We start from the raw sequence: 22,811 nt of genomic DNA, 5'->3' as shown, positions 1-22,811 counted from the left end.
TAGCAACCAAAACCATCCTGAAAAGCGGTTTTCACCCTGTCTGGAGAATCAGGCAATTGATCAAGAGTTCTGTGTATTCATCAGGCCACCATTTGCAATCACAGTAAGCGCCATGATCCAGACAAGGAGGATGTCATGTCGCTTATGTCCAACAATGTTGAAAACAAGGTTGTCGTCATTACCGGTGCCAGCAGCGGAATTGGCGAGGCCACGGCAAAACTTCTGGCCGAAAATGGTGCAAAGGTCGTTCTTGCGGCCCGACGCACGGCAAAGCTTCATTCCATCGTCGCCGAAATCGAAGCCGAAGGCGGCACCGCCACATGTCGCGCGGTTGATGTCACCGATGCCGACGACGTCGAAGCACTGATCTATTTCGCCAAAAACACCTATGGCCGCGTTGATGTGATCTTCAACAATGCCGGTGTCATGCCCTTGTCGCCGCTTGCCGAACTGAAAATTGACGAGTGGAACAAGATGATCGACGTCAATATTCGCGGCGTCCTGAATGGCATTGCCGCCGGTCTGCCATTGTTCAAGGAACAGGGTAGCGGCCACATCATCAATACCGCATCCATTGGCGCACATCTGGTATCCCCGACTGCAGCCGTTTACTGCGCCACGAAATATGCCGTCTGGGCGATTTCCGATGGCCTGCGTCAGGAAAGCCGCGATATCCGCGTCACCACCATTTCGCCGGGCGTTACCGAAACAGAACTTGGCAACGACATTACCGATGACAATGCCAAAGGGTTTCTCGGTGAACTGCGCAAAACCGCACTCAGCCCGATTTCCATTGCATGGTCGGTGCTTTACGCAATCGCCCAGCCCGAAAGCGTCGATGTCAACGAGATCATCGTGCGCCCGACCGCATCGGCATATTGATCCGTAACGCCCAAGGAGGCCCACATGGCACGTCATATGTTTGCGTCTTCTATCGCCAGTCTTCTGATGCTGTTTTCCAGCACCGCCACCGCACAGGAGGAAACCGTCATGTCCGGAACCACATCGAACGACCCGCATCCCTATGTTGGCATGTGGGTCACGGCAGACGGCAATATCCGTCAGGAATTGCTGGCCATCGGACGTTATGACGAGGCGCGCGGCAATCGCCCGTCTGCCTATCAGGGACGTTATGAAATTTCCGGCAATCACATCGATTACTGGGATGATACCGGTTTTACCGCCGACGGATATTTCGAGGACGGTGTTCTGTATCACGCCGGAATGGTGATGTATCGCCAGCCCATACAATAGCATTCAGGCTTTAAAAGCCCCGCTGCACCGGCTAACCCGGCGCAGAACCCGCAAGGAACGGTATCGAATGGATGCCGTTCCTTTTTTTCATTTTCATGCGCGAAAACTTTGCCAATAATCAGGTCGCTGTCACGGGCACATTGCCAGTCGCGACATTCCGTTCATCAGCCGTGGCAAAGGTAAACAGATCAATCGGTTCGGAAAGCCCACGGACATCCATTTGCCCGATCTTGCGAAAATCTTCTGCGGTCAGATACTGTGCCGTCGTTGCAGAAATCAGAACGTCGGTTCCCAGTTCCTTGTTCATCACTTCCAATCGGGCCGCCATATTTACCGTATCGCCATGCACGGTATAGTTCTGACGCCCACCCCCGCCGACACTGCCAGCAATCACCGTGCCGGTGCATATCCCGATACGCGTACGAACATGAATCCCGGCGAAATCCCGACTTTGCACAAGATCGGAAATCTCGCGTGCGGCCCGCACGGCACATCTGGCATGGTCGGCATCCTCGACCGGAACATTGAAAGTCGCCAGTACCGCATCGCCCTGAAACTGGGTAATCACACCATGATGACGGGTAATGATCTGTGACACTGCATCGAAATAGGTATTGAGAACCTCGACAATTCCTTTCGGGCCGATGGTTTCGGTCAGCTTGGTGAAATCGGCCAGATCGGCAAACAGGATGGTTGCCTCACGCTCGACCGGGGCCAGCGATCCGCGTTTGGAAATCAGCACTTCGGCAATGGCGGGCGGCACATATTGTCCGAAAATATCGGAAATGGCGCTACGTTCCTGTTCCGCCTCGATCTGGCGGCGCACCGTATGGCGCGCACGCCACATGACCAGACCAATCAGAATGGCAACAACAACCAGCGAGAGGGCTTCCTGTGCGCGGCTCCAGGCGCCGATAAAATCGGGGCTGAAGAAATAGGTCACAAAAGTCTGGGTATCGGGAGATGTGCCGATATCCTGCCAGTCATAGGTCTCATCCATATCACGGATGGCATAAAGAAACGCACCAAGCCACCCGGCCGCCCCGCACATACCGGCCCACAAAACAAGGCCGGGCGAAAAACTGAACGCCGCAACACCAACAACGATAAAATAGAATGGGAAGATCGGCGTGCGGAAAATCACCGCCTGGGGCAGATCGACATTGTCAAATACCGGTTGGGTCGCAATCAGAAGCGACAGGAACCCGATATCAAGTGCAATGAACAGATACTTGATCCAGTTCCGGTCATAGGATGATCCGATAATCCGGTAATGGATGATGCCAAACCCGGCAAAGACACCAAGCGCAATCAGATATTCAATGGCACGTAACGGGTCACCCGACCGCGACGCCACAAGCCAGACCCCCATCAGGATCAGCGCGACCAGACGCCCCTTGATCGCCAGTCGCAGACCGTTCTGTTCCGCCTGATGGAAAATGGCTCTCTGCCCGGGCTTTCCCATAACGGTTTGCTGCATGAACATGCCTTTCTGCGATGGCGACCTCGCCATTTCAATGATTGCAAGTTTATTTAGGCAGACATCTGGCATACCGCTATGCGAAAAATGCAGATATTACGATCTTGAATTCGCCATGTTTTATCCCGATTACGTCCACACTGTCCGGTATAGTTCCGGACATCTTAAATTAACGGGACCTGATTGATGACGACTTCTGTGGAACGCAGACGATTTCTGAAATCCATGGCCGCTGCCGGGCTGATCCTGCCGGGCATGTCGATGGTCAATGGTGCCTCGGCCGCGAACGAAAAACTTGATCTTGGCGAACCGCAAAGCTTCAGCTTTGACGCCCTGATCAAACGCGCCGAAGCCATGGCAAAATCGCCTTACGAGCCGCCTGTCGCCCCCGATCCCGAAATTGTCGGCAAGATCGATTACGACATTCATGGCAAGCTGCATTACAAGCGCGAATTTTCGCCATACGCCGATGGTTCGGGCACCTATCCGCTGACCTTCTTTCATCTCGGCATGTATTTTGCCAAACCGGTGCATATGCATCTGGTTGACGGTGGCAAATCGCGCGAAGTGGTTTATACGCCCGACTATTTCGACATGCCCGAAGACAGCATCGCGCGCAAGCTTTCGGAAAACAGCGGTTTTGCCGGGTTCCGTCTGCATGAAAATGTCGAACGTGATGACTGGAAAACACAGGACTGGGCAGCGTTTCTTGGCGCATCCTATTTCCGTGCGATTGGCGATGAAGGTCAATATGGCCTGTCTGCGCGCGGTATTGTCGTCAATACGGCAACGTCCCAGCCCGAAGAATTCCCCGATTTCCGCGAATTTTATATCGAGCCCGCGAAATCGGCCAATGCCCCGGTCACGGTCTATGCCCTGCTGGATGGCCCCAGCATCACGGGTGCCTATCGGTTCTATCTGACGCGCGGCGAAGGTGTGACCATGGATGTCGAAAAACACCTGTTCCTGCGCAAGGATATCGAACGCCTTGGCATCGCACCGCTGACCAGCATGTTCTGGTATTCGGAACAGAACAAATCGTTCCGCTTTGACTGGCGTCCCGAAGTCCATGACAGCGACGGGCTGGAGCTTTGGACCGGAAATGGCGAACGCATCTGGCGTCAGTTGAACAATCCGGAAATCATCCGCACATCAGCATTCGGTGACAAAAACCCGCGTGGTTTTGGCCTGATGCAGCGTGACCGCGAAGTCAGCCATTATCTTGACGGTGTGCGTTATCACCGCCGCCCCAGCCTGTGGGTCGAACCGCTTGGCGCATGGGAAGACGGGGCCGTGCAGCTTGTCGAAATCCCGACCGACGATGAAATTCATGACAATATCGGAGCCTTCTGGGTGCCGAATGCTCCGGCCAAGGCAGGCAATAGCTATCAGTTCCGTTATCGCCTGTATTGGCAGGCACAGAATCCGTTCCCGATGGACAAGCTTGCCCATGCGACCGCCACCCGTATGGGCCGCGGTGGCAATCCCGGCACGGTCCGACCGAAGGACGAATTGAAATTTTCGGTCGAATTCGAGGGGGAAATCCTTGGAACCCTGGCCTATGGCGAGTTCCCGGAAGTCATTGTTTCAACCTCGCGCGGGGAAATTGTCCGCACCAAGATCGAACCGATCATGGATACCCGCATCTGGCGTGCGGCGTTTGACCTTAAAGTCGAGGGCAATGAGCCGGTTGATTTGCGGATGTATCTGAAACGTGGTGATGCGCCGCTTAGCGAAACCTGGATGTTCCAGCATTTGCCAGGACTTCGGGGGCAGACCAGAGAATAGATCAAAGGCCCGCCAAATTGGCGGGCCTTTGCTTTTGGTCTTGGAACTTAGCGCAGCGACCCAAAGAAATCCTTCAAAAGCTTGCCCGCCTCGACCTCGCCAATCCCGCCATAGACTTCGGGGCGGTGATGGCAGCTTGTGCTTTCGAACACGCGCGGACCGTGATCGATGCCACCGCTTTTGGGATCATAGGCCCCGAAATAAACCCGCCGCAGGCGGGCAAATGAAATGGCGGCGGCACACATCGGGCAAGGTTCCAGCGTGACATACAGATCACAATTGGGCAGGCGCGGTTCGCCCTTGGCCCCGGCAGCGGCACGGATCACAAGGATTTCGGCATGGGCTGTCGGATCATTGAGTTCCTCGGTCAGGTTGCCGGCACGTGCCAAGACCTCGCCACTGTCGGCATCGACCAGAACAGCACCAACCGGCACCTCACCGCGCCTTGCGGCGGCGCGCGCCTCATCTAGCGCCATATCCATAAAGCTGTCTGCGCTCATGATCTGTTTTCCATCCCGGAAAAGCAATTGCCCCCAACAGGCACATTGCGGGTTTGATTTGTTTTGTTTTTTATCAGGCGTTAAGCATATGAGATTGCAATCTGTGCAAGGATCGGTCAAGCGGTGATAAGATCGCGACCGATTGCACATATGCGTGAATTGCCGTTGCCCTTCTAACGCACCGGGGTTAGTTTCCGGCCAAATTCATGGCATCGCCAGCAAACATAGCGACCAACTGCCACCACCAACGGGATTTGACAGAACATGAGTGCCAGAAAACCGATCATCGGCATTACCCTTGATTCCGAGGAACCCGGTGGCTATTCCAAATTTCCGTGGTATGCGCTGCGTGAAAACTATGCCGGTGCGGTCACGGCGGCGGGTGGCATTCCGATGCCCCTGCCCCACGAGGTGGAACTGGTTCCCGATCTGCTCGATCTGATTGACGGGCTTGTGGTTACTGGCGGTGCGTTTGATGTCGATCCCAGTCTGTTTGGTGCCGAAGAACGCCATGACACGGTGATCACCAAAGACCGCCGCACCAAGTTTGAATGGGCGATGGCCGAAGGTGCGCTGAAACGCAATATGCCGGTTCTGGGCATTTGCGGCGGGCAGCAATTGTTGAACGTGATCCTTGGCGGGTCATTGATCCAGCATATCCCAGACAGTGTTGAAAACTGTCTGGCGCATGAACAGCCCAACCCGCGCAACGAGCCGGGGCATGATGTGACCGTCGAAGCCGATACCCTGCTTTCGCGCATTGTTGGCGATGTCAAAAGCCTGTCGGTCAATTCCGCGCATCATCAGGCCGTTGATAAGGTTGGCCCGAATGTGATCATCAATTCCGTCGCCCCGGATGGCGTGATCGAGGGGATTGAGCATCCGGGATATCGTTATTGTCTTGGGGTGCAATGGCATCCTGAATTTCATATCAGTTCGGGCGATGCGAAAATCTTCGACGCCCTGATTTCCGAGGCCCGCAAATGAGCGACCAGACCCCGAACCCGACCGAAGATACCGAAGAAAGCAAACCCGAACGCATTGCCAAACGCATTGCCCGTTCCGGCGTTTGTTCGCGACGCGACGCCGAACGCATGATCGAGGAAGGTCTGGTGAAGCTAAACGGCAAGGTGCTTGACAGCCCGGCCGTGACCGTCACCGACGAAGACGAAATTTACGTCAATGGCAAACCCTTGCCGCAAAAGGAAAAGCCGCGTCTGTGGCGTCTGTTTAAAAAACGCGGGCTGGTCACCAGCCACCGCGACGAGCAGGGCCGCGATACGGTTTTCGAACATCTGCCAAGCTACATGCCGCGCGTGATTTCGGTCGGGCGCCTTGATCTGAATTCCGAAGGTCTTTTGCTGCTGACCAATGATGGCGAGCTTGCCCGTTATCTTGAACTGCCCGCCACCGGCTGGGCACGCCGGTATCGGGTGCGCGTGCATGGCCGGATTGACGAGGCAAAACTCAAACAGCTTGAAGACGGTGTCACGGTTGATGGGATCAATTACGGGTCGATTCAGGCCGAAGTTGACGTTCAGAAAGACAGCAACGCCTGGATGACCGTAACCCTTCGCGAAGGCAAAAACCGTGAAATCCGCCGCGTGATGGAACATCTTGGCTGGCCGGTGACGCGCCTGATGCGTGTATCCTATGGCCCGTTCCAGTTGGGCAATCTGGCACCTGGCGATTGCGAGGAAATCACCGGCAAGGTGATGAAAGAACAGCTGGCCGCGTTCTTCAAGGGTGATTACAGCAAGGTTTCCGAAAAGAAATCGGTCGCCCGCGGTGGTACCGGCCGCCCCAAGGCACCGCGTACCGTATTTGGCAAACCCGCCGCCCCCCGCCGCCGCCAGCAGGGCAGCAACCCAAACGCCAGCACCGATGACACCCGGACCGAGAACAGCTTTGAAAACCGGACACGTCCGGGTAATCGCGCCAAACCGGCCGTCGCACGCGGAGAAGTATCGCGTAGCGGCCCGGCGCGGGAAAACCGCGAAGATCGTAATGACCGCGGTACTCGGGACGACCGGGATAATCGTTTTGATGATCGCGACAATACAAACCGCCCGGCCAACAAAGGCCGCGGGCGTTATGCGCCCGGTGGCAAAGCCGGTGGTGAGCGTAACAACGATGGCGGCAAATCGTTTGGTGGGGGTCGCGGCAAGCCGTCTGGCAATACCGGTGGCAACAACCGCGGCAGCATTGCCGATGGCAAACCCGGCAACCGCCCGGCGGGACGCAGCGGATCGAAACCGGCGGGCAATCGTCCGCGCGGCAAAAAGGGTTAAGGCAGAATGCGGATTGTTGGCGGAAGTCTTCGCGGGCGGCTTTTGACCGCCCCCACCGGGCGCGATACACGCCCGACACTGGATCGCGTTCGCGAAGCCCTGTTTAACATCCTGACACATGCATCGCGCTGGTACGAGGACGACCAGAACCCGCTTTATGACGGGCTTATTCTGGATGCCTATGCCGGTTCCGGGGCGCTCGGCCTTGAAGCCATTTCACGCGGTGCGCAAAAGGCGGTTTTCTTTGACCTTGATCGCGGTGCACTGGCCGCCATCGAACAGAATATCGCCGATCTGAAACTGGGTGATAAAACCCGCGTTCAACGTGCCGACGCGACCAAACCGCCACGTGCCCCCGAACCGGCCAGCATGGTGTTTCTTGATCCGCCCTATCAGAAGGATTTGCTTGGCCCCAGTATTACGGGACTGGCAAATGCCGGTTGGATCAATGATGAAACGCTGATCATTGCCGAACGCGATCCGCGCGAACCGGCACCGGAAGTCGACGGCCTTGAAACCCTTGATAGCCGAAAATATGGCCGCTGCCAGATCGATATCTATCGCCTTGGCGCTGCGTCCTGAACCTTTATTGATTTCCCGGCTGTGTTATGGTGGGCTGCCTTTCGAAATGTCAGGCGATGTTAAGCAATGAAGTTACTGCCCCCGACAGCACCCGATCCTGAATTTGGTCGCCGCCTGCGCCAATGGCGCCGCGAAAGCGAGATCAAACAGGCACGCCTTGCCGATATTGTCGGCGTGACACAGGCAACCGTATCGCGATGGGAAAAGGGTTTGCAAACGCCCGCCCCGCTTCAGATCGACCTTTTGCATCAGATGATGACGCGCAACCGCAATTTCCGATTGGATCAGGCGATCAAACGGCTGGTGATCCATTCGCGGCAACGTGTTCATCTGATCGAGGATCGCAGCCATCGTTTGCTGTGCGCATCGGGACCGCGCGAAAAGGAATGGCAACGGGATTCTGGTGATCTTCTTGGCACATCCCTTTGGCGCTTTGCCACGCCGGAAATCGCACAGGCGGAAAAACGCCTGCATCATATGGGCTGGCACGAAGATCAGGCCGATCACCTGAGTTTCGCAACATCCGGGCGCAACGGCCCGCCGATGCCGATTGTCGATAAATTCATCCTGTGGGAACGTTTTTTCCTGTCCGATGGTACCGCCGTTCGTCTGACGACCGGCTTTGACCACCCACCTGCATAACCGTTTCTCGCATATTTCATACGTGGATCGTTGCAACGGGTTTCAGCTAAAAGAAATCCGTTCTTCTGGTTTGCCCCGACCAGACAGTTTGCTGACGTAACGGATTGCCCCTCATGCCACCGATTTTTGCAATTTTTGTTCTGTATGGCCTTGGATTGACTGCCTCGATGCAGGTTGGTCTGGTGGGGCCGATTGCCCCCGATCTTCGTGCCGGTTTTGATCTTAGTCAGGCGCAGTTCGGTCTTGTCGCATCGCTGATCACGGCGGCAGGGGCCCTTTTTGCGATTCCCGCAGGCGTCTGGGCCGCACAGGCCGGATTACGCCGTTCGCTGTTTCTGGGCGGCATCATGATGATCATCGGGGCCGCAATCTTTGCAACAGCATCAAACACCGGAATGCTTTATGTCGGGCGCCTTGTCACCAGTATCGGATATCTTCTGATTGTGGTGGGCGCGCCAAGCTGGATGGCCAATCTGGGCAATCCGAAAACCGTCGCCATGGCCATGAGCATCTGGGGCACCTTTATCCCGGTCGGCATTGCCATGGGGAACTGGACCAGTGCCGCGATTGTCGCATGGCTTGACTGGCGCATGGCGGTTGTTGCCTGCACCGTCCCGGTTGCCGTTCTTCTGCCTGCCCTGATGTTGCTGACCAAACCGCGCGACCAGCATTTCAACCGGTCCCTGACATCGGGTATTTCCGGCGTCCTGAAATCCCGTCCGGCGATGCAGGTTGCGCTGACATTCGCGGCCTTTGCCGGGGCAACGTCCGCCGCCCTTGCGTTCATGCCCGCCATGATGGCCGATAATCTTTCAATCAGCATTCCTTTGGCTGCCGCCATCATCGGCACCACCGCGATTGCCGGAAACATTATCGGAAGCGTCGGCGCCGGCATGATTTTGGGCCGCGATGTCCCGGGCCGCCGGATCCTTGCCATCGGCCTTCCGGTGATGGCAGCCGCCATCTTCGCCCTGTTTGTCAGTCAGAACATCGTGATCAGCGTCTTGGCATTAATCCTGTTCAATATCGGGCAGGGATCGGTTGCCGGTACATGTTTTGCCCTTTTGCCGCGCATTGCCGGTCGCGATCTTTCGATGCCCGCCCTTCAGGGGATGCTGGCCCAGTTTGCCGAGATTTTCGTTGTGATTGTTCCACCGGTCGCCGGTGCCATGATCGACTGGGCAAGCTGGCAGGGGGCGGCATTTCTGCTGGCCGGATTTTACCTTGCGGGATTTGTCATTTCGCTTCGATACCGCGCGGTCCGCATCGTAGCCACGGATTAGTCCGACTATACAATGCGCTGTCTTGACCTATCCCGCAAAGCAGGCGACCCTTCTTCCCTGATCAAATACGAGGAGCACATAACGCTCTGCACAAGGGAAACGGAATGACCTGGATTAAAGCCACCTTTATCGGCATGATATTGCTTGGCATTCTTGTGATTTCCGCGTTCTTTATCTGGCTGGCACCGGTCGGCGCGGGCTATACGGCCAAAATCATGTGTTCGGCCATTTTTGTGAATGGCCTGCCATCGAACCGGGCACTTGAAGAAGATGTTCTGGCCGATAACAATCCTGCTTTGTCGCTGATTACCGCCAATGTCGATTTGCGTCATCAGACGGTCAGCGCGCATGCATTCGGTTTTCGCAAACGGATTGCTGTTTATCGGCCCAATCTGGGCTGCACACTTTCCGATGATCCGGCACGCATAGAACAGCTTCGCACGACAAGCCCGTTACTTCGCCCGATCCCGGCCCAGCCGCTTCGAACGGCATCCGTGCCCGGCAATATTGACCGGCGCGCCTTTAGCACCATTCTTGCAGACGCCATGGACGAACCGGGCACCAATGCCTCGCGGCGCAGCCGGGCTATTGTTGTTTTGCACCGGGGCAAGGTCATTGCCGAACGTTATGCACCCGGCATCACCGCCAGCACCCCCCTGCCCGGCTGGTCAATGACCAAAAGCGTCTTCAATGCCCTGCTTGGCCGCATGCAGCAGGAACATATGCTCCCCGGCGTTGACGGCCCGGTCCTGATCAATGAATGGCAATCACAGCTTAACGATCCGCGTTCGGTTATCACCTATGACCAATTGCTGCATATGAGCAGCGGGCTGGCATTTGATGAAAGCTATTGGAACCCGTTATCGGACGTGGTTCAGATGCTGTTTGTCGAACCGGCGGCCGCCGGATTTGCTGTTGCCCGCCCGCTTGAACATCGTCCGGGCACCGTCTTTGCCTATAATTCCGGGGCGACAAACATTCTGTCGGCTGCGATGCGCAATATCAGTGGCTCGTCCCAAAGCTATCAGCGTATTCCGTTTGATTTGCTGTTCCGGCCGCTTGGCATTGGCAATGCCGTCATTGAAACAGATCAGGACGGTTATTTCATCGGGTCGAGCTTCATGCATGCCACCGCGCGGGATTGGGCCAAGATTGGCCAATTGTTCCTGCAGGATGGCGTCTGGAACGATGAACGGCTGCTGCCCGCGGGTTGGGTCGATTATTCCGTCACCCCGGCCCCCGCCGCACCAAACGGCATCTATGGCGCACATTGGTGGCTTGAACTTCCGGGGGCACGCGATAGCGATGGAAATCTGCGTGACGATGGGCCGCCTGTTCCGGATGACGCGTTCTTTGCCCTTGGTCATGACGGACAATCGATCAGCATCATTCCATCAAAGGACCTGGTGATCGTGCGTCTGGGACTGACGCGCGACAGAGATGCCTTTGATCTGCGTCGCTTTGTCGGATCGATTGCGGCCCTGTTTCCCGATATTGTCGCCCGCAACGGGGATACGACCGTAGAAGTCGAAAGTGCCCGTCAGGTCGCGGAATAAGGGATCCATGGATCTAAATTTCGGATCAGGCGATTGCCCCGGCGAAACCCAAAACACCCATCACTGCCCCGCCGGCACCCCCGGCCAGAACAAGCGCCCAGACCGGCATTACGCGCCATTGCAAAACGACGAACGCAAGGGCCACAATAACCACGTCCTTTACGTCATGGATGGTTCCGGTCCAGATCGGGTCATATAAAACCGATGCCAGCAAACCGACAACCGCCGCATTGATCCCGGCCAGTCCGGCGCGCATTTTGGGCATATGCCGCACGCGATCCCAGAACGGCAACAATCCGATCACCAGAAGAAACGCGGGCAGGAAAATCGCGATCAGGGCCACAGAAGCGCCCCAAATTCCCCCGGCACCATTTTGCAACACAGCCCCCAGATAGGCCGCAAACGTAAAGATCGGCCCCGGCACGGCTTGGGTTGCACCGTAACCGGCAAGAAACACATCCAGATCGACCCATCCGGGGGCAACCACGGCTTCCTGCAACAGCGGCAGCACCACATGCCCGCCGCCGAAAACCAGTGCGCCACTGCGATAAAACCCGTCAAACACCGCAAGCCAGGGCGATGGGACAATATTGGCCAATAAAGGCAACCCGATCAGCAACAGAACAAACAGGCCCAAGGCACATATGGCCCCCTTCGGCGATAGGCCTGCACCAAGGCTTCCCTCTACCTTTCCATGATCACCGCGCAGAAACACAAAACCGGCAAAGGCCCCGCCGATAATCACAATTGCCTGCATGCCAACACTGTTGATCGCAATCATCAACGCCGCCGCAATCAACGCCAGTATGGCGCGCGGGACATCCGGGCATAAGCTGCGTGCCATACCGACAAGCGCATGCGCCACCACACCAACCGCAACCAGCTTAAGCCCCCAGATCACCGGCCCGGTCGCCGCCAGATCAGCCGCCGAAAGGCCAAGCCCGAGTGCGGCCAGAACGATTGCCGATGGCATGGTAAAACCGAGCCATGCTACAAAGGCACCGGCAAGCCCGCCCAGCGACATGCCGATCCCCATGCCGACCTGCGAACTGGCCGGACCGGGCGCGAATTGGCAAAGTGCAACCAGATCGCCATAGGTTGCATCCGAAAGCCACCTGCGGCGCAGAACGAATTCTTCGCGGAAATAGCCGATATGGGCGACCGGCCCGCCAAAGCTGGTTAGACCCAGACGCAGAAAAATCAGGAAAATCTGCCAAAGGCGTAAATCGGGCTTGGCCAGGTTTTGGTCGGTCATGCTTTCCCCGTGCTCAGATCACTGCGGTCCCGATGGAACCAAGGGCGAAGGATAATGGATGCAATGGCAGGGCCAAAGCCCAAAGCAGCCGGTTTTGCCGACTTCATCAAACCATCACAAAACGCCCGGCTAAGATATTGAAAAATATACCATTCTTTCCGTGCCGAGCTTTGATTGGGAACTTTTTCCGGCTTTCTGGAAGAAAGTTCTTGATTTGTTCTTTTCGTTGTGGCATAAAGATAAAGTCAACAGGACAAATGGGTCCGGAGACAAAACCCGCAAAGCGTGATTCGCTTTTGCGGGTTTTTTGCGTTTCGGGCGGCAAAAACAGGAATGGGATGATGACGGGACAGCGATCTGATTGTCTGAAAGGACGCTGGCGGTATCGCCAACGGGCCGTCACTGGCGCATGGAAAAGTCATTACGGCGGTGGTGCGTCTGGGCCGTGAGGCCGAGGGAAATTTACGAAAAACGGGTGTTTATCATGACGGGAGAGATGTGCCCTTAGGGTAAGGGTGTTGGTTCGGGGCAGCGAGAACCGGGACGAAGTTGGTTCGGTCCAGTTCAGTCCAGTCCGGTCGTTGAAGCGTGACAATGCCGAGAATCAGCGGGCCCGAATTGCGCCCGGATTGGATCGGCACGGGATCGGCACGGGATCGTCTGGTCGGGATTGGCTGGCAGGATCGGTTGCCAGCGGGCCGATGGTGCGTTCGGAGATGCCGAAAGGCCGGTGATAGATGGCGGGATTTGTGTGTCTGCCATGCCGCAACGCCGTTGCCCTTGGGGTGAGGTGTGTTTTGGGGCAACCGGGAGCGAGCAGCGTTTGTTCGAGGCAGCAGGGTTCGGTTCGCGGCCCCTCTGGTTGGTGGCGTTTAGCAATTGATCAAAACTGTCATTCCGGGCGCAGCGAAGCGCAGACCCGGAATCCATGCCCCGTTGAAAGAGACTGGATTCCTGCCGTCGCGGGAATGACGATCAGGTTGACAATGCTTTGTCAGCGGTCCGGGGTTGGTTGGCTGGCGGGATTAGCCGGGCGATTGATCAAATCGTCATTCGGGGCACAGAGCCGGAATCCACATCCCATCGAAATGGTATGACGATCAGGTTGGGAGTGTGGTGTCAGCGGTCTGAAACGCCCGCCGCCGTGAGGCAACGGGCGTTCTCGTGAATGTCAGGAGGACCTAGCGGAAGGCCGGCTCGTCAAGGGAACGCAGTTTGCGCGAATGCAGCTGGTTGACCTCGTTTCGCAGGGTATCGATGGTATCAAGACCGACCTGAAGGTGTTGCCCGATACGCTGGCGATAGAAGTTGTTGGCCATGCCCGGCAGTTTCAGTTCGCCGTGCACCGGTTTATCGGAAACGCACAGCAACGTGCCGTAAGGCACACGGAAACGGAAACCGTTGGCAGCAATCGTGGCGCTTTCCATATCCACCGCAATCGCCCGCGACTGGTTCAGGCGGACAAACAATTCGCTGTAACGCAGTTCCCAGTTCCGGTTATCCGTGGTCGCCACGGTCCCGGTCCGCATGCGGGCCTTCATTTCGCGCCCTTTAAGACCGGTGATCTTGGCCACCGAATTGGCAAGGGCGACCTGCACCTCTGCAATCGGGGGCACCGGAATCCAGAGCGGCAAATCGGAGTCGAGCACATGATCATCGCGCACATAACCATGGGCCAGAACATAATCGCCAAGAAGCTGGCTGCGCCGAAGACCGGCACAATGGCCCAGCATCAACCAGCAATGCGGGCGCAGAACGGCAATATGGTCGGTTGCGGTTTTGGCATTTGACGGACCAACGCCGATATTCACCAACGTCACCCCAAGCCCGTCTTCACGGATCAGGTGATAGGACGGCATCTGCGGCAGTTGTGCGACCGGTTCGCCGCTTTCGACCCAGCCTTTTGGCGCGTTTTTGCGAACATGGACTTTCGGGCCTGGTTCGACAAAGGCGACATAGGGGCTTTGGGGGTCTTCAAGCTGGAGCTTGGCGAATTCGATGAATTCGTCGACATAGCGCTGATAGTTGGTGAACAGCACGAATTTCTGGAAATGTTCCGGCAATGTCGCGGTGTAATGCCGCAAACGCGCCAGCGAGTAGTCAACACGTTCGCCTGAAAACAGCGATAACGGCTTTGGCCCCTCGGTAATGCCGTAATGCACACCATTGGCGATATCATCATCGGTGCGCGCCAGATCGGGCATATCGAAGATCATCTGAAGCTGGCGGATGTCGGTCGGGCCGATATTGTCGGTTGCGGTTTCAACAAGAAACGGCAATGGGATCGGACGATCCGACACACCGACAACGACCGGCACATCGTGGTTTTTCAGCAGAAGTTCGATCTGTTCACGGTAATATTGTTCAAACAGGTCCGGGCGCGTCAGCGTCGTGCCATAAATGCCGGGGTCACGCGGCGCACCGTAGGACAGGGTGCTTTCGACATGCAATTTCTCGGGCGGCACCTCGATCCCGAGATACGGGTAATAGGCGCGCACAGGCGAGGATTGTTGACCGTTTCCAAAGCGGGTGAAGGCGTCGCGAACAGATTCCGCACCCGTCGTATAAATTTCCTTGATACGGGCAATTGCCTTTTCGGCGTCAGTAAATTCAAACAGATCGCGGACCGATCCGTGGACGTCGGATACCATAATAAGTTGCTCCTTTTTCTTATTGTTGTATTGAGCGAGAGATTTATCACCGCTAGCCTTGCCTCTGGCAACCCCCAATTCATGCATGGCCGAACATCAAAACGGCGGATCCGTTACGCAAAGTTGGGATACCGATTGTGCCGGAGGCGCATAAAGCCGGGCCACACGGAAACATGCCAGACATATATGTCGGGATTATTTTCAAAAAATCCAAATGACAGTTTTGATGCATGGCTCATAACCATGACGCGAAATTCATCTCCGCACGGGGATGGAGATCATCGATTCGCGGCCTCATCGCTGGCAAGGCAGCATCAAGACAAAAAAAGGGCCGAAACCAAGAGGTTCCGGCCGATTTCGGAGAAGGGCCTTAGACGTTGAGGGAAAAGACGATCAACTCCGATGCATACTTTATCTGACCGTTGGTCAACAAAGTCAATAAATTTTCGCTTCAATGCACTATTGCATTTAACGCATCACTCATGCAGGAGACCGGCACCAGAAGCCAGAGACTTCAATTTTTTAAGACGACGGTAACGCAGGAGATCAACTGTCTTTCCGTCACTTAAATGATCTTTTTCGAAATCACGGACAATTCCTGCGGCGCGCGGATCCGATTGGACAAGATCTTCGATATCGCCCTTGTCTTCATCGTCAATGGATCCGTGCACGTAACTTACGATGTCGTCCTTGCCGTAAACAGCAAGCACATGGGTCATTAGGCTGCCTCCCCCACGAACCGCGATGCGTGTTCCCGGGCTTCGATACGGCCGACGGAAGAACGCAGCTTCCGGCGTGCGCGACCTACACGGGATTTGACCGTGCCAATCTCGACATTCATCTGGTCGGCGGCGTCCTGATAGGAAACTTCATCAACAGCCGTCAAAAGGATCGCCTGACGTTCCTGTTCAGGAAGTTCACCAAGGATACGATCGGCATCACGCAATTGCAAACGGGCCATCTGATTACTGCCATGTCCATACACATCGCCAAGGTCATCCCAGTCGACATGATGCCCGCGGGTTTTCTCCCGACGTTTGCCCGAAATGAATGTGTTGAACAGAATCCGGTGCAACCAGGCTTTAAGGCTGGTGCCTTCTTCAAACTGATCTTTCTTGCTGATGGCTTTCAGCAAGGTGTCCTGCACGAGATCCTGTGCACGGTCCATGCTGCTGGTCAGCCGATAAGCATGGCGACGCAGAGCGGGAACGTGATCTTCAATTTCGTTCATAACTTGATCAGACATCACAACCTCCGTTTTTGGATGTCCCCACCGTAACAAAAGAAAATATTATTTAAAGTAAAATCGTATGGTTCACTTAGGCAATACAATGAACCTGCTTCAAATCATTAACAACAACAACAAGCTCAACAAACATAATCACATCAATATGATCATTATACGCAGATAACACTTAATCATTACTTTACATTACTTGATCAGGTTGCGTTGACTGGTTCAGTTCAGGAACCTGGTTGTAATATGTAGAAAACGGAGGTAACGTAAGTTACTCCAAAATTTCTGAACACGTTGCGTATCAATGGTTTCAGACGCACCCTAGAACGTCTGAACTTAATGAGGGCCCACGAGTGTCAACCTCGAAACGAACTGAAAAGCTTCAGATTATGCTCGACGACGATGAGCTGAAGTTCATCGACGACTGGCGATTTGAGCATCGCATGCCAACCCGAGCAGCAGCCATTCGTGAACTGATTCGCCGCGGCTTGGTCTCCGAGGATGTCGAAGATCCGGAAACCGAAGGCAAAACCACCACCGATTTCCGGATTGAAGCGGAATAGTCCGAAGAGATTTTTTTTCAATATCTCTGAAAAAAGCCCGGCAAATAGCCGGGCTTTGTTATTTCTATCTCGATTTTGCGTGTTTTCGGATTAAACCGAATCACCTTTCTCGGGCTTTTCAAGCCTGTCAGGTTTCTTGCCCTCGAAAAGACGGGCGATACCGACACCAAATCCCAGAACCAGCAACCACAACCCGTAATATCGCAAGGCACGCGATATCCCGATTGCGATCAGAAACAGCCAGAAGGGATATGCTGTTGCCCCGGCGGCAATCGCGGCAAGCTGCATCGGAACCGGTGCAATGCTGATTGCAAAAACCACCCAGAAACCGCCGTCCCGGAACTGTTGTTCGACCTTCTGAAATTCCTGCTGCCCGCCGGACAGTTCAACAAGAGGGCGGACAAATTCATCTGATAGCCCATAAGCCACCAGATACAGAAACACCGCTCCTGCGACGCTGCCTGCGAGGGTCACCGTCGCAACGATTGCCCCACGCCGACGGGATGCGGCCATGATCGGGGCAATCAGGATTTCGATTGGTATGGGAATGATGGTGGTTTCAAGAAACGACGCAACAGTGATGCCCCCAAGGCCCTTGCGACCGGAGGCGAGCTTTTCAAGACGAAGTTGCCATAAACGCCACCATCGCCGAAAGCCGCCTTTGTTTGATTTTCTGTTTTTCTTTTCCATGGATGCTCTTGATACACGGTCAAACAAGTAACGGCCCACCCGTTAAGGGTGGGCCGCCAACACCCGGAACACCACTTCACCGAGTTAAGGTTGTGATGTCTTATTCGGTGGTGTGATCGTCCGAGAGCGCCTGTTCGGCATTATCAAGTGCCTCAAGGGTATTGGCTTTTACGTTTTCCCACGTCTCTGCCGATGCATCCTTGGTATCTTCATAGGCCTCGCTCAGATTTACCTTCGCACCATCCCATGCTTCGGCGAGTTCATCGACAGCATCCTCGCTGTCATCGCTGACATTTGCGGATACTTCATCGTATTTCTCGCCAAGCTGATTGGATTTTTCTTCAACCCAGGCGAGGAACTCGTTCTTTTGCTCATAGGTGAATTCCTTGGCCTGATCATATTCGGCCGCGGCTTTGTCACCCATTTTTTCGGCATCCGCTTTCATCGCGTCGTCGGTTGCCATCGTGCCTGTCTGATCCGAGCTTTTCGATGCATCTGCATAAGCCGGTGCAGTCACGGCAACAGACATCATAATAGTACCAGCCATCAGAACAGTTTTATTAAGCATCACAACCTCCTGGTTATTAAACAACAGCGCTTTTTCTTTCGCACTGCTTGCCCATTCAAACGGGTGATCCAAAAGAATGTTCCAATTATTCCGATTTTATTTTCTGGAACCTTTGCTTTCGGGTGACGTTTTTGGGGCATGCGTTCGGGATATGCCCGGCCGCCAATAACGGGGTCGGGGTCAGAACGACAGAACGTTATAAAGAAATACAGGAGTTAAAAATGGCACACAGCAGTATGCAGAGCGTTGCGAAAGAATTTCCGGTCAAAACCGGCGTCGACCGCAAAGACCGTCGCGAACTGGCCAAGATGCTGACCAAGATCATTGGCTCGTCGCACGTACTGTATGCCAAAACGCGCGGGGTTCACTGGAACGTGGTCGGTCCGGCTTTCTATTCGCTGCATAAAATGACCGAAGAGCAATATGAGGACCTGAACGAAGCGATTGACGATATGGCAGAACGCATTCGTGCAATCGGCTTCCAGGCCCCCACCGGCCTTGCGGAAATGATGGAACATTCCGTGGTCAAGGATCAGACCAAACTTCTTCCGGCCAATGACATGGTCAAGGAACTGGTCGAAGACCACGATAGCGTATCGCGCCTGTTGCGCGAAGGTGTTGCAGAGGCCGAAGCGGCAGAGGACGTCAAGACGGCCGACCTTCTGACGGAACGCATTGGCGTTCACGAAGAAGCGGCATGGATGCTTCGCGCAACCATTTCCTAAATCACATGTTACAAAACCGGCGCCAGATTGGCGCCGGTTTTGTGTCTCAATCTTGCCGTTCTGTTTGAGCATGGTAAACAGGCAGCAAGTCCCGCACCCGTTTTGGAGGCATCAAGGTGAAATCGACCGAGTTGACAGGCAAGGTTTGTATCCTTCTGACACGCCACAAGGTGCCCGACGCATGGCGGGACAATGGTGCAGAACCATTGCGGGCCATTTTCGAGGATGCCGGTTATCGGGCCGAACTGGAACTGTGTGACGATCCCGTCGCCATGAATGACTTCATCAGCGTGTCCTGCGAACGGGGCGATATTGTCGTGATCGGCGGCGGTGATGGAACGATCAATGCGGTTATCGATACCGTGATCAAGGCGGGCGTGGTGATGGTTCCCCTGCCGCTTGGCACGGCAAACGATTTTGCCCGCAGCCTGTATATCCCCGACGATATCCTTCAGGCCGCGCGCGCGGCAATCAATGGCCAGATTGCCATGCTTGATATCGGGCGGGTCAATGGCAAGAGCTTTGTGAATGCGGCCAGTATCGGCGTCCCCGCCGATGCCCGAAAACGCATTGACCCGGATCTGAAACGCTGGACCGGGGCCATCAGCTATGCGGTGGCGAACTGGCAAAGCTGGAACGACATGAAGCCACTGGAACTGAGTGTGACCTGTGGCGACAATCCGGCAAGAAATCTGAAACTGCGCCAGTTGACGGTTACCAATGGCCAGTATTTTGGCGGCGGTTTGCGTCCGCGCGAAAACAAACGCCTTGATGACGGCAAACTTCACATGTTTGCCATTCAGGCCAATGTCGACACATTGTCGGGCATGGATATTGCGGCTGAATTGCTGTTTGGCTCGGTTGATGACAGCTCATATGCGATCAGTCAGGAATGCGACGACATCCGCCTTGAAGGTGGCGAAGGTGAACCCATTCTGGCCGACGGCGAAATCATCAGCCAGTTGCCTGCGCACTTCACCCTGGAGGCCAAGGTCCTTCCGGTTTTCGCCCCCAACGCCTTTCACGGCGAAACGGACCGCACGGCATCGTTTCAGGATCAGGAAATCGTCAATGACGTTGCGCTCGACGCGCTTGACCTTTCGCTGCGGCTATCGGCCATCTACCCCATGGCCACAGACAACCAGATGAAGGCGATCTGCCACGATACCGCCAATCGCCTGCGTGACATCAATCGCCGTCTTGAACTGGCCCTTCGGCCCTATGGCCTGCCGACATCGTCCCCCGATCCGGATTTGCACAGTCTGGAACAGTTACGTGACCGGGCAATGTCCTGGATGCTGCCCGATGCCGATATGCGCCTTGCGCGGGGTCTGAAAAACCAGTCCGTCGAACTCGGAAAGACACTTGATCTATGTGCTCTTGACGATATTCCGGGCGACATATCCGCGCCCCTTAAGGATATGAAGGAGCTTATCGGTGATTTGCAGCAAAGTCTGGATGAATTCCAGGCATAGAAAAGGCGGGATTTTCCCCGCCTTTTTCTGATTTGATGTCTGGCGGCTCAGTCTTCGAGCCCGGCCAGACTGCGGGCAAATGATTTGGCCTCGAACGGGCGAAGATCCTCGGCACTTTCGCCAACACCGATCGCATGAACCGGTTTGGCAAATTTTTCGGCCAGTGCGACAACAACGCCGCCCTTTGCCGTGCCATCCAGCTTGGTCACGATCAGGCCGGTGACATTGGTTGCCTCGGAAAAGACTTCGACCTGGGAATGGGCATTCTGTCCGGTGGTGGCATCAAGCACCAGCAACGTATCATGCGGGGCGGTTTCATCGCGTTTGTGAATGACACGGACGATCTTTTTAAGTTCGTCCATCAGATGCGCCTTGTTCTGTAAACGCCCGGCCGTATCAATCAGCAAAAGGTCATAACCTTCGCGCTTGGCCTGATCAATCGCATCAAAGGCAAGCCCGGCGGCATCGGCCCCGGTATCACGCGCAATCACCGGGCATCCGGTCCGTTCGCCCCAGACTTTGAGCTGTTCAACAGCGGCAGCACGGAATGTATCGCCCGCCGCCATCATGACCTTGAGCCCCTGATCGCGATAGGTTTTGGCAAGTTTTCCGATTGTAGTGGTTTTGCCCGATCCATTAACGCCAACCACAAGGATCACATGGGGCTTTTTGGTCGCATCAATCACCAGCGGCTTTGCCACGGGTTCAAGGATTTTGGCGACTTCGGTGGCGATGAATTCCTGAATCTCGGCGGGATCGACTTCTTTGTCGAAACGGGTGCGCGACAATTCTGCGCCCAGTTTTGCCGCCGTGGTGACACCCAGATCGGATGTGATCAGCAGATCTTCGAATTCTTCAAGCGCATCATCATCCAGACGGCGCTTGGTGAAGATATCTGCAATCCCGGTGGTCAGTTTCGAGGAGGAGCGTTTCAACCCGTCTTTCAGTCGGGCAAACCAGCTTTTTTTCCCCTCTTCACTCATCCCGCAAGCTCCGCTTTCAATTTTCCGTCTTCAACGCCAATGACTTTGGCCTTTGCAATCGTGCCCGGTTCTATCACGCGATCGAGCGTAACGGGAGCAAAATGCTCCGTATGTCCGGTATTTTCCTTTTCCACCAACACATTTTCGGTCAGGCCGATGCGTGATTTCAGGAAATTGTTCAACTGAATTTCACCGGCATCACGAAGCGCGCCGGCGCGTTCCTTGCGGATATCCTTGGGCACCTGGGGCATACGGGCCGCCGGTGTTCCCGGACGGGCGGAATAGGGGAACACATGCAGGTAAATCAACCCGCATTCATCAACCAGACGCAGGGTATTTTCCGCCATTTCATCGGTTTCGGTAGGGAAACCTGCAATGATATCGGCGCCGAAGGTTACATCGGCCCGAAGTCCGCGTACCTTGTTGCAGAAATCGATGACATCCTGACGCAGATGGCGACGTTTCATGCGTTTGAGCACCATGTCGTCACCCGCCTGAAGGCTGATATGCATATGGGGCATCAGGCGTGGTTCGGTTTCGATCAGGCGGAAGATATCCTCGTCGACCTCGACCGGGTCAATCGATGAAATCCGCAGGCGCGGCAGTTCGGGCACCTGGGCGAGAAGACGGCGTGCCATCTGCCCCAATGTCGGCTTGCCCGGCAGATCATGACCATAGGAGGTGATATCCACCCCGGTCAGAACCACTTCGCCGTAACCGTTGGCGACCAGTTCACGGACCTGACTGACGATCTCGCCCATGGGGACGCTGCGCGAATTGCCGCGACCAAACGGGATGATGCAGAATGTGCAGCGATGATCACAGCCGTTCTGGACCTGCACAAAGGCGCGTGCGCGGCCTTCGAAGCCGGAAACCAGATGGCTTGCGGTTTCCTCGACCGACATGATGTCGTTGACCACGACACGTTCATGTTCGGGCATCAGGAAGGTTTCGGCCTTCATCTTGGCATCATTGCCAAAGATACGGTCGATCTCGGTCATTTTGGCGAATTTGTCAGGATTGACCTGAACAGCGCAGCCGGTCACGAAAATCTTGGCATTGGGGTTTTCACGACGCAGGCGACGGATGCTTTGACGGGCCTGGCGTTCTGCCTCGGTCGTAACCGCGCATGTATTGATAATGATCGCATCATCAAGACCGGCATTTTTGGCATGGTCGCGCATCACCTCGGATTCATAGGTGTTCAGGCGACAACCAAATGTAACGACGCGCGGCTCTGTCATGCTCGCCCTTTTAAGGATCCATTCCGGTTTGCAAAACACTTCCG

General features: G+C 55.3%; 22 protein-coding genes. 12 read left to right on the top strand and 10 right to left on the bottom strand.

What is annotated here, in order from left to right; genetic code table 11:
- The first annotated feature begins 135 nt into the window (after nucleotides 1–135).
- Entirely contained in the window at nucleotides 136–882 is a 747-nt protein-coding gene (locus IT971_RS02760; RefSeq protein WP_007091235.1) for an SDR family oxidoreductase, read from the top strand.
- Between the two features lie 24 nt (nucleotides 883–906).
- Nucleotides 907–1,254 carry an Atu4866 domain-containing protein gene (locus tag IT971_RS02755; RefSeq protein WP_063093270.1) on the top strand — a complete coding sequence of 116 codons (348 nt, stop codon included), beginning with the start codon at nucleotides 907–909 and terminating at the stop codon, nucleotides 1,252–1,254.
- 118 nt (nucleotides 1,255–1,372) lie between these two features.
- Here the strand turns inward: IT971_RS02755 and IT971_RS02750 are convergent, their stop codons facing one another.
- A complete protein-coding gene (locus IT971_RS02750) occupies nucleotides 1,373–2,734 on the bottom strand; it encodes an adenylate/guanylate cyclase domain-containing protein (RefSeq protein WP_158526671.1) in 1,362 nt (453 codons plus the stop codon).
- A gap of 186 nt (nucleotides 2,735–2,920) precedes the next feature.
- Here IT971_RS02750 and IT971_RS02745 point away from each other — a divergent pair, with 186 nt between their 5' ends.
- Nucleotides 2,921–4,522, top strand: a complete 1,602-nt coding sequence (locus IT971_RS02745; protein WP_063093268.1) for a glucan biosynthesis protein — start codon at nucleotides 2,921–2,923, stop codon at nucleotides 4,520–4,522.
- A 47-nt stretch (nucleotides 4,523–4,569) separates the two neighbouring features.
- Here the strand turns inward: IT971_RS02745 and IT971_RS02740 are convergent, their stop codons facing one another.
- Nucleotides 4,570–5,022, bottom strand: coding sequence for a nucleoside deaminase (locus IT971_RS02740; protein ID WP_007091239.1), 453 nt, complete (start codon nucleotides 5,020–5,022; stop codon nucleotides 4,570–4,572).
- A 264-nt stretch (nucleotides 5,023–5,286) separates the two neighbouring features.
- Here IT971_RS02740 and IT971_RS02735 point away from each other — a divergent pair, with 264 nt between their 5' ends.
- The 6 genes from IT971_RS02735 to IT971_RS02710 all read left to right on the top strand — a co-directional run bounded on the left by IT971_RS02735 (nucleotide 5,287) and on the right by IT971_RS02710 (nucleotide 11,376).
- The gene (locus tag IT971_RS02735) at nucleotides 5,287–6,009 is read left to right on the top strand and encodes a gamma-glutamyl-gamma-aminobutyrate hydrolase family protein (RefSeq protein ID WP_063093267.1); all 723 of its coding nucleotides are present in this window, start codon (nucleotides 5,287–5,289) and stop codon (nucleotides 6,007–6,009) included.
- The gene (locus IT971_RS02730; RefSeq protein WP_063093266.1) at nucleotides 6,006–7,313 is read left to right on the top strand and encodes a pseudouridine synthase; all 1,308 of its coding nucleotides are present in this window, start codon (nucleotides 6,006–6,008) and stop codon (nucleotides 7,311–7,313) included. Before IT971_RS02735 ends, IT971_RS02730 begins: the two co-directional genes overlap by 4 nt.
- Before the next feature lie 6 nt (nucleotides 7,314–7,319).
- Nucleotides 7,320–7,895 (top strand): 16S rRNA (guanine(966)-N(2))-methyltransferase RsmD, encoded by a 576-nt coding sequence (rsmD, locus tag IT971_RS02725; RefSeq protein WP_007091241.1) that lies wholly within the window; start codon nucleotides 7,320–7,322, stop codon nucleotides 7,893–7,895.
- Between the two features lie 66 nt (nucleotides 7,896–7,961).
- Nucleotides 7,962–8,537, top strand: a complete 576-nt coding sequence (locus IT971_RS02720) for a helix-turn-helix transcriptional regulator (protein WP_063093265.1) — start codon at nucleotides 7,962–7,964, stop codon at nucleotides 8,535–8,537.
- A 113-nt stretch (nucleotides 8,538–8,650) separates the two neighbouring features.
- Nucleotides 8,651–9,820 carry a CynX/NimT family MFS transporter gene (locus IT971_RS02715; protein WP_063093264.1) on the top strand — a complete coding sequence of 390 codons (1,170 nt, stop codon included), beginning with the start codon at nucleotides 8,651–8,653 and terminating at the stop codon, nucleotides 9,818–9,820.
- 104 nt (nucleotides 9,821–9,924) lie between these two features.
- Entirely contained in the window at nucleotides 9,925–11,376 is a 1,452-nt protein-coding gene (locus IT971_RS02710; RefSeq protein ID WP_063093263.1) for a serine hydrolase, read from the top strand.
- A gap of 25 nt (nucleotides 11,377–11,401) precedes the next feature.
- Here the strand turns inward: IT971_RS02710 and chrA are convergent, their stop codons facing one another.
- The 4 genes from chrA to IT971_RS02690 all read right to left on the bottom strand — a co-directional run bounded on the left by chrA (nucleotide 11,402) and on the right by IT971_RS02690 (nucleotide 16,528).
- On the bottom strand, nucleotides 11,402–12,631 hold the full coding sequence (gene chrA, locus IT971_RS02705) for a chromate efflux transporter (protein WP_063093262.1): 1,230 nt from the start codon (nucleotides 12,629–12,631) through the stop codon (nucleotides 11,402–11,404).
- A gap of 1,181 nt (nucleotides 12,632–13,812) precedes the next feature.
- Nucleotides 13,813–15,282: an AMP nucleosidase gene (locus IT971_RS02700; protein ID WP_063095479.1), complete on the bottom strand. Its 1,470-nt coding sequence runs from the start codon at nucleotides 15,280–15,282 to the stop codon at nucleotides 13,813–13,815.
- Nucleotides 15,283–15,758: 476 nt separating this feature from the next.
- Nucleotides 15,759–16,001 carry a hypothetical protein gene (locus IT971_RS02695; protein ID WP_007091249.1) on the bottom strand — a complete coding sequence of 81 codons (243 nt, stop codon included), beginning with the start codon at nucleotides 15,999–16,001 and terminating at the stop codon, nucleotides 15,759–15,761.
- Nucleotides 16,001–16,528, bottom strand: coding sequence for a sigma-70 family RNA polymerase sigma factor (locus IT971_RS02690; RefSeq protein WP_007091250.1), 528 nt, complete (start codon nucleotides 16,526–16,528; stop codon nucleotides 16,001–16,003). Before IT971_RS02690 ends, IT971_RS02695 begins: the two co-directional genes overlap by 1 nt.
- Nucleotides 16,529–16,908: 380 nt before the next feature.
- Here IT971_RS02690 and IT971_RS02685 point away from each other — a divergent pair, with 380 nt between their 5' ends.
- The gene (locus tag IT971_RS02685; protein ID WP_007091251.1) at nucleotides 16,909–17,082 is read left to right on the top strand and encodes a hypothetical protein; all 174 of its coding nucleotides are present in this window, start codon (nucleotides 16,909–16,911) and stop codon (nucleotides 17,080–17,082) included.
- A 90-nt stretch (nucleotides 17,083–17,172) separates the two neighbouring features.
- Here IT971_RS02685 and IT971_RS02680 read toward each other — a convergent pair whose 3' ends face one another.
- Nucleotides 17,173–17,772 carry a YqaA family protein gene (locus tag IT971_RS02680; protein ID WP_063095481.1) on the bottom strand — a complete coding sequence of 200 codons (600 nt, stop codon included), beginning with the start codon at nucleotides 17,770–17,772 and terminating at the stop codon, nucleotides 17,173–17,175.
- Between the two features lie 100 nt (nucleotides 17,773–17,872).
- Nucleotides 17,873–18,340 carry a hypothetical protein gene (locus IT971_RS02675; RefSeq protein ID WP_223304986.1) on the bottom strand — a complete coding sequence of 156 codons (468 nt, stop codon included), beginning with the start codon at nucleotides 18,338–18,340 and terminating at the stop codon, nucleotides 17,873–17,875.
- A gap of 221 nt (nucleotides 18,341–18,561) precedes the next feature.
- Between IT971_RS02675 and IT971_RS02670 the strand changes: the two genes are divergently transcribed.
- The gene (locus tag IT971_RS02670; RefSeq protein ID WP_063095485.1) at nucleotides 18,562–19,065 is read left to right on the top strand and encodes a Dps family protein; all 504 of its coding nucleotides are present in this window, start codon (nucleotides 18,562–18,564) and stop codon (nucleotides 19,063–19,065) included.
- Nucleotides 19,066–19,181: 116 nt separating this feature from the next.
- Nucleotides 19,182–20,540: a diacylglycerol kinase family protein gene (locus tag IT971_RS02665; protein WP_063095487.1), complete on the top strand. Its 1,359-nt coding sequence runs from the start codon at nucleotides 19,182–19,184 to the stop codon at nucleotides 20,538–20,540.
- A 47-nt stretch (nucleotides 20,541–20,587) separates the two neighbouring features.
- Here IT971_RS02665 and ftsY read toward each other — a convergent pair whose 3' ends face one another.
- Both ftsY and mtaB read right to left on the bottom strand, forming a co-directional pair.
- Entirely contained in the window at nucleotides 20,588–21,523 is a 936-nt protein-coding gene (ftsY, locus tag IT971_RS02660; protein ID WP_007091256.1) for a signal recognition particle-docking protein FtsY, read from the bottom strand.
- The gene (mtaB, locus tag IT971_RS02655) at nucleotides 21,520–22,767 is read right to left on the bottom strand and encodes a tRNA (N(6)-L-threonylcarbamoyladenosine(37)-C(2))-methylthiotransferase MtaB (RefSeq protein WP_063095491.1); all 1,248 of its coding nucleotides are present in this window, start codon (nucleotides 22,765–22,767) and stop codon (nucleotides 21,520–21,522) included. The genes ftsY and mtaB overlap by 4 nt, the downstream gene beginning before the upstream one ends.
- Nucleotides 22,768–22,811: the final 44 nt, after the last annotated feature.

It is taken from the genome of Thalassospira sp. B30-1, from assembly GCF_015767575.1.
In the GTDB taxonomy this organism is placed as follows: Bacteria; Pseudomonadota; Alphaproteobacteria; order Rhodospirillales; family Thalassospiraceae; genus Thalassospira; species Thalassospira xiamenensis.
This window is presented reverse-complemented; position numbering and strand designations above follow the sequence as displayed.

Bases quoted from the DNA above. Each gene is read 5' to 3' on its own strand.
- IT971_RS02760 (WP_007091235.1), top strand. From the start codon at position 136: ATGTCGCTTATGTCCAACAATGTTGAAAACAAGGTTGTCGTCATTACC.
- IT971_RS02755 (WP_063093270.1), top strand. From the start codon at position 907: ATGGCACGTCATATGTTTGCGTCTTCTATCGCCAGTCTTCTGATGCTG.
- IT971_RS02750 (WP_158526671.1), bottom strand. From the start codon at position 2,734: ATGCAGCAAACCGTTATGGGAAAGCCCGGGCAGAGAGCCATTTTCCAT.
- IT971_RS02745 (WP_063093268.1), top strand. From the start codon at position 2,921: ATGACGACTTCTGTGGAACGCAGACGATTTCTGAAATCCATGGCCGCT.
- IT971_RS02740 (WP_007091239.1), bottom strand. From the start codon at position 5,022: ATGAGCGCAGACAGCTTTATGGATATGGCGCTAGATGAGGCGCGCGCC.
- IT971_RS02735 (WP_063093267.1), top strand. From the start codon at position 5,287: ATGAGTGCCAGAAAACCGATCATCGGCATTACCCTTGATTCCGAGGAA.
- IT971_RS02730 (WP_063093266.1), top strand. From the start codon at position 6,006: ATGAGCGACCAGACCCCGAACCCGACCGAAGATACCGAAGAAAGCAAA.
- rsmD (WP_007091241.1), top strand. From the start codon at position 7,320: ATGCGGATTGTTGGCGGAAGTCTTCGCGGGCGGCTTTTGACCGCCCCC.
- IT971_RS02720 (WP_063093265.1), top strand. From the start codon at position 7,962: ATGAAGTTACTGCCCCCGACAGCACCCGATCCTGAATTTGGTCGCCGC.
- IT971_RS02715 (WP_063093264.1), top strand. From the start codon at position 8,651: ATGCCACCGATTTTTGCAATTTTTGTTCTGTATGGCCTTGGATTGACT.
- IT971_RS02710 (WP_063093263.1), top strand. From the start codon at position 9,925: ATGACCTGGATTAAAGCCACCTTTATCGGCATGATATTGCTTGGCATT.
- chrA (WP_063093262.1), bottom strand. From the start codon at position 12,631: ATGACCGACCAAAACCTGGCCAAGCCCGATTTACGCCTTTGGCAGATT.
- IT971_RS02700 (WP_063095479.1), bottom strand. From the start codon at position 15,282: ATGGTATCCGACGTCCACGGATCGGTCCGCGATCTGTTTGAATTTACT.
- IT971_RS02695 (WP_007091249.1), bottom strand. From the start codon at position 16,001: ATGACCCATGTGCTTGCTGTTTACGGCAAGGACGACATCGTAAGTTAC.
- IT971_RS02690 (WP_007091250.1), bottom strand. From the start codon at position 16,528: ATGTCTGATCAAGTTATGAACGAAATTGAAGATCACGTTCCCGCTCTG.
- IT971_RS02685 (WP_007091251.1), top strand. From the start codon at position 16,909: ATGCTCGACGACGATGAGCTGAAGTTCATCGACGACTGGCGATTTGAG.
- IT971_RS02680 (WP_063095481.1), bottom strand. From the start codon at position 17,772: ATGGAAAAGAAAAACAGAAAATCAAACAAAGGCGGCTTTCGGCGATGG.
- IT971_RS02675 (WP_223304986.1), bottom strand. From the start codon at position 18,340: ATGCTTAATAAAACTGTTCTGATGGCTGGTACTATTATGATGTCTGTT.
- IT971_RS02670 (WP_063095485.1), top strand. From the start codon at position 18,562: ATGGCACACAGCAGTATGCAGAGCGTTGCGAAAGAATTTCCGGTCAAA.
- ftsY (WP_007091256.1), bottom strand. From the start codon at position 21,523: ATGAGTGAAGAGGGGAAAAAAAGCTGGTTTGCCCGACTGAAAGACGGG.
- mtaB (WP_063095491.1), bottom strand. From the start codon at position 22,767: ATGACAGAGCCGCGCGTCGTTACATTTGGTTGTCGCCTGAACACCTAT.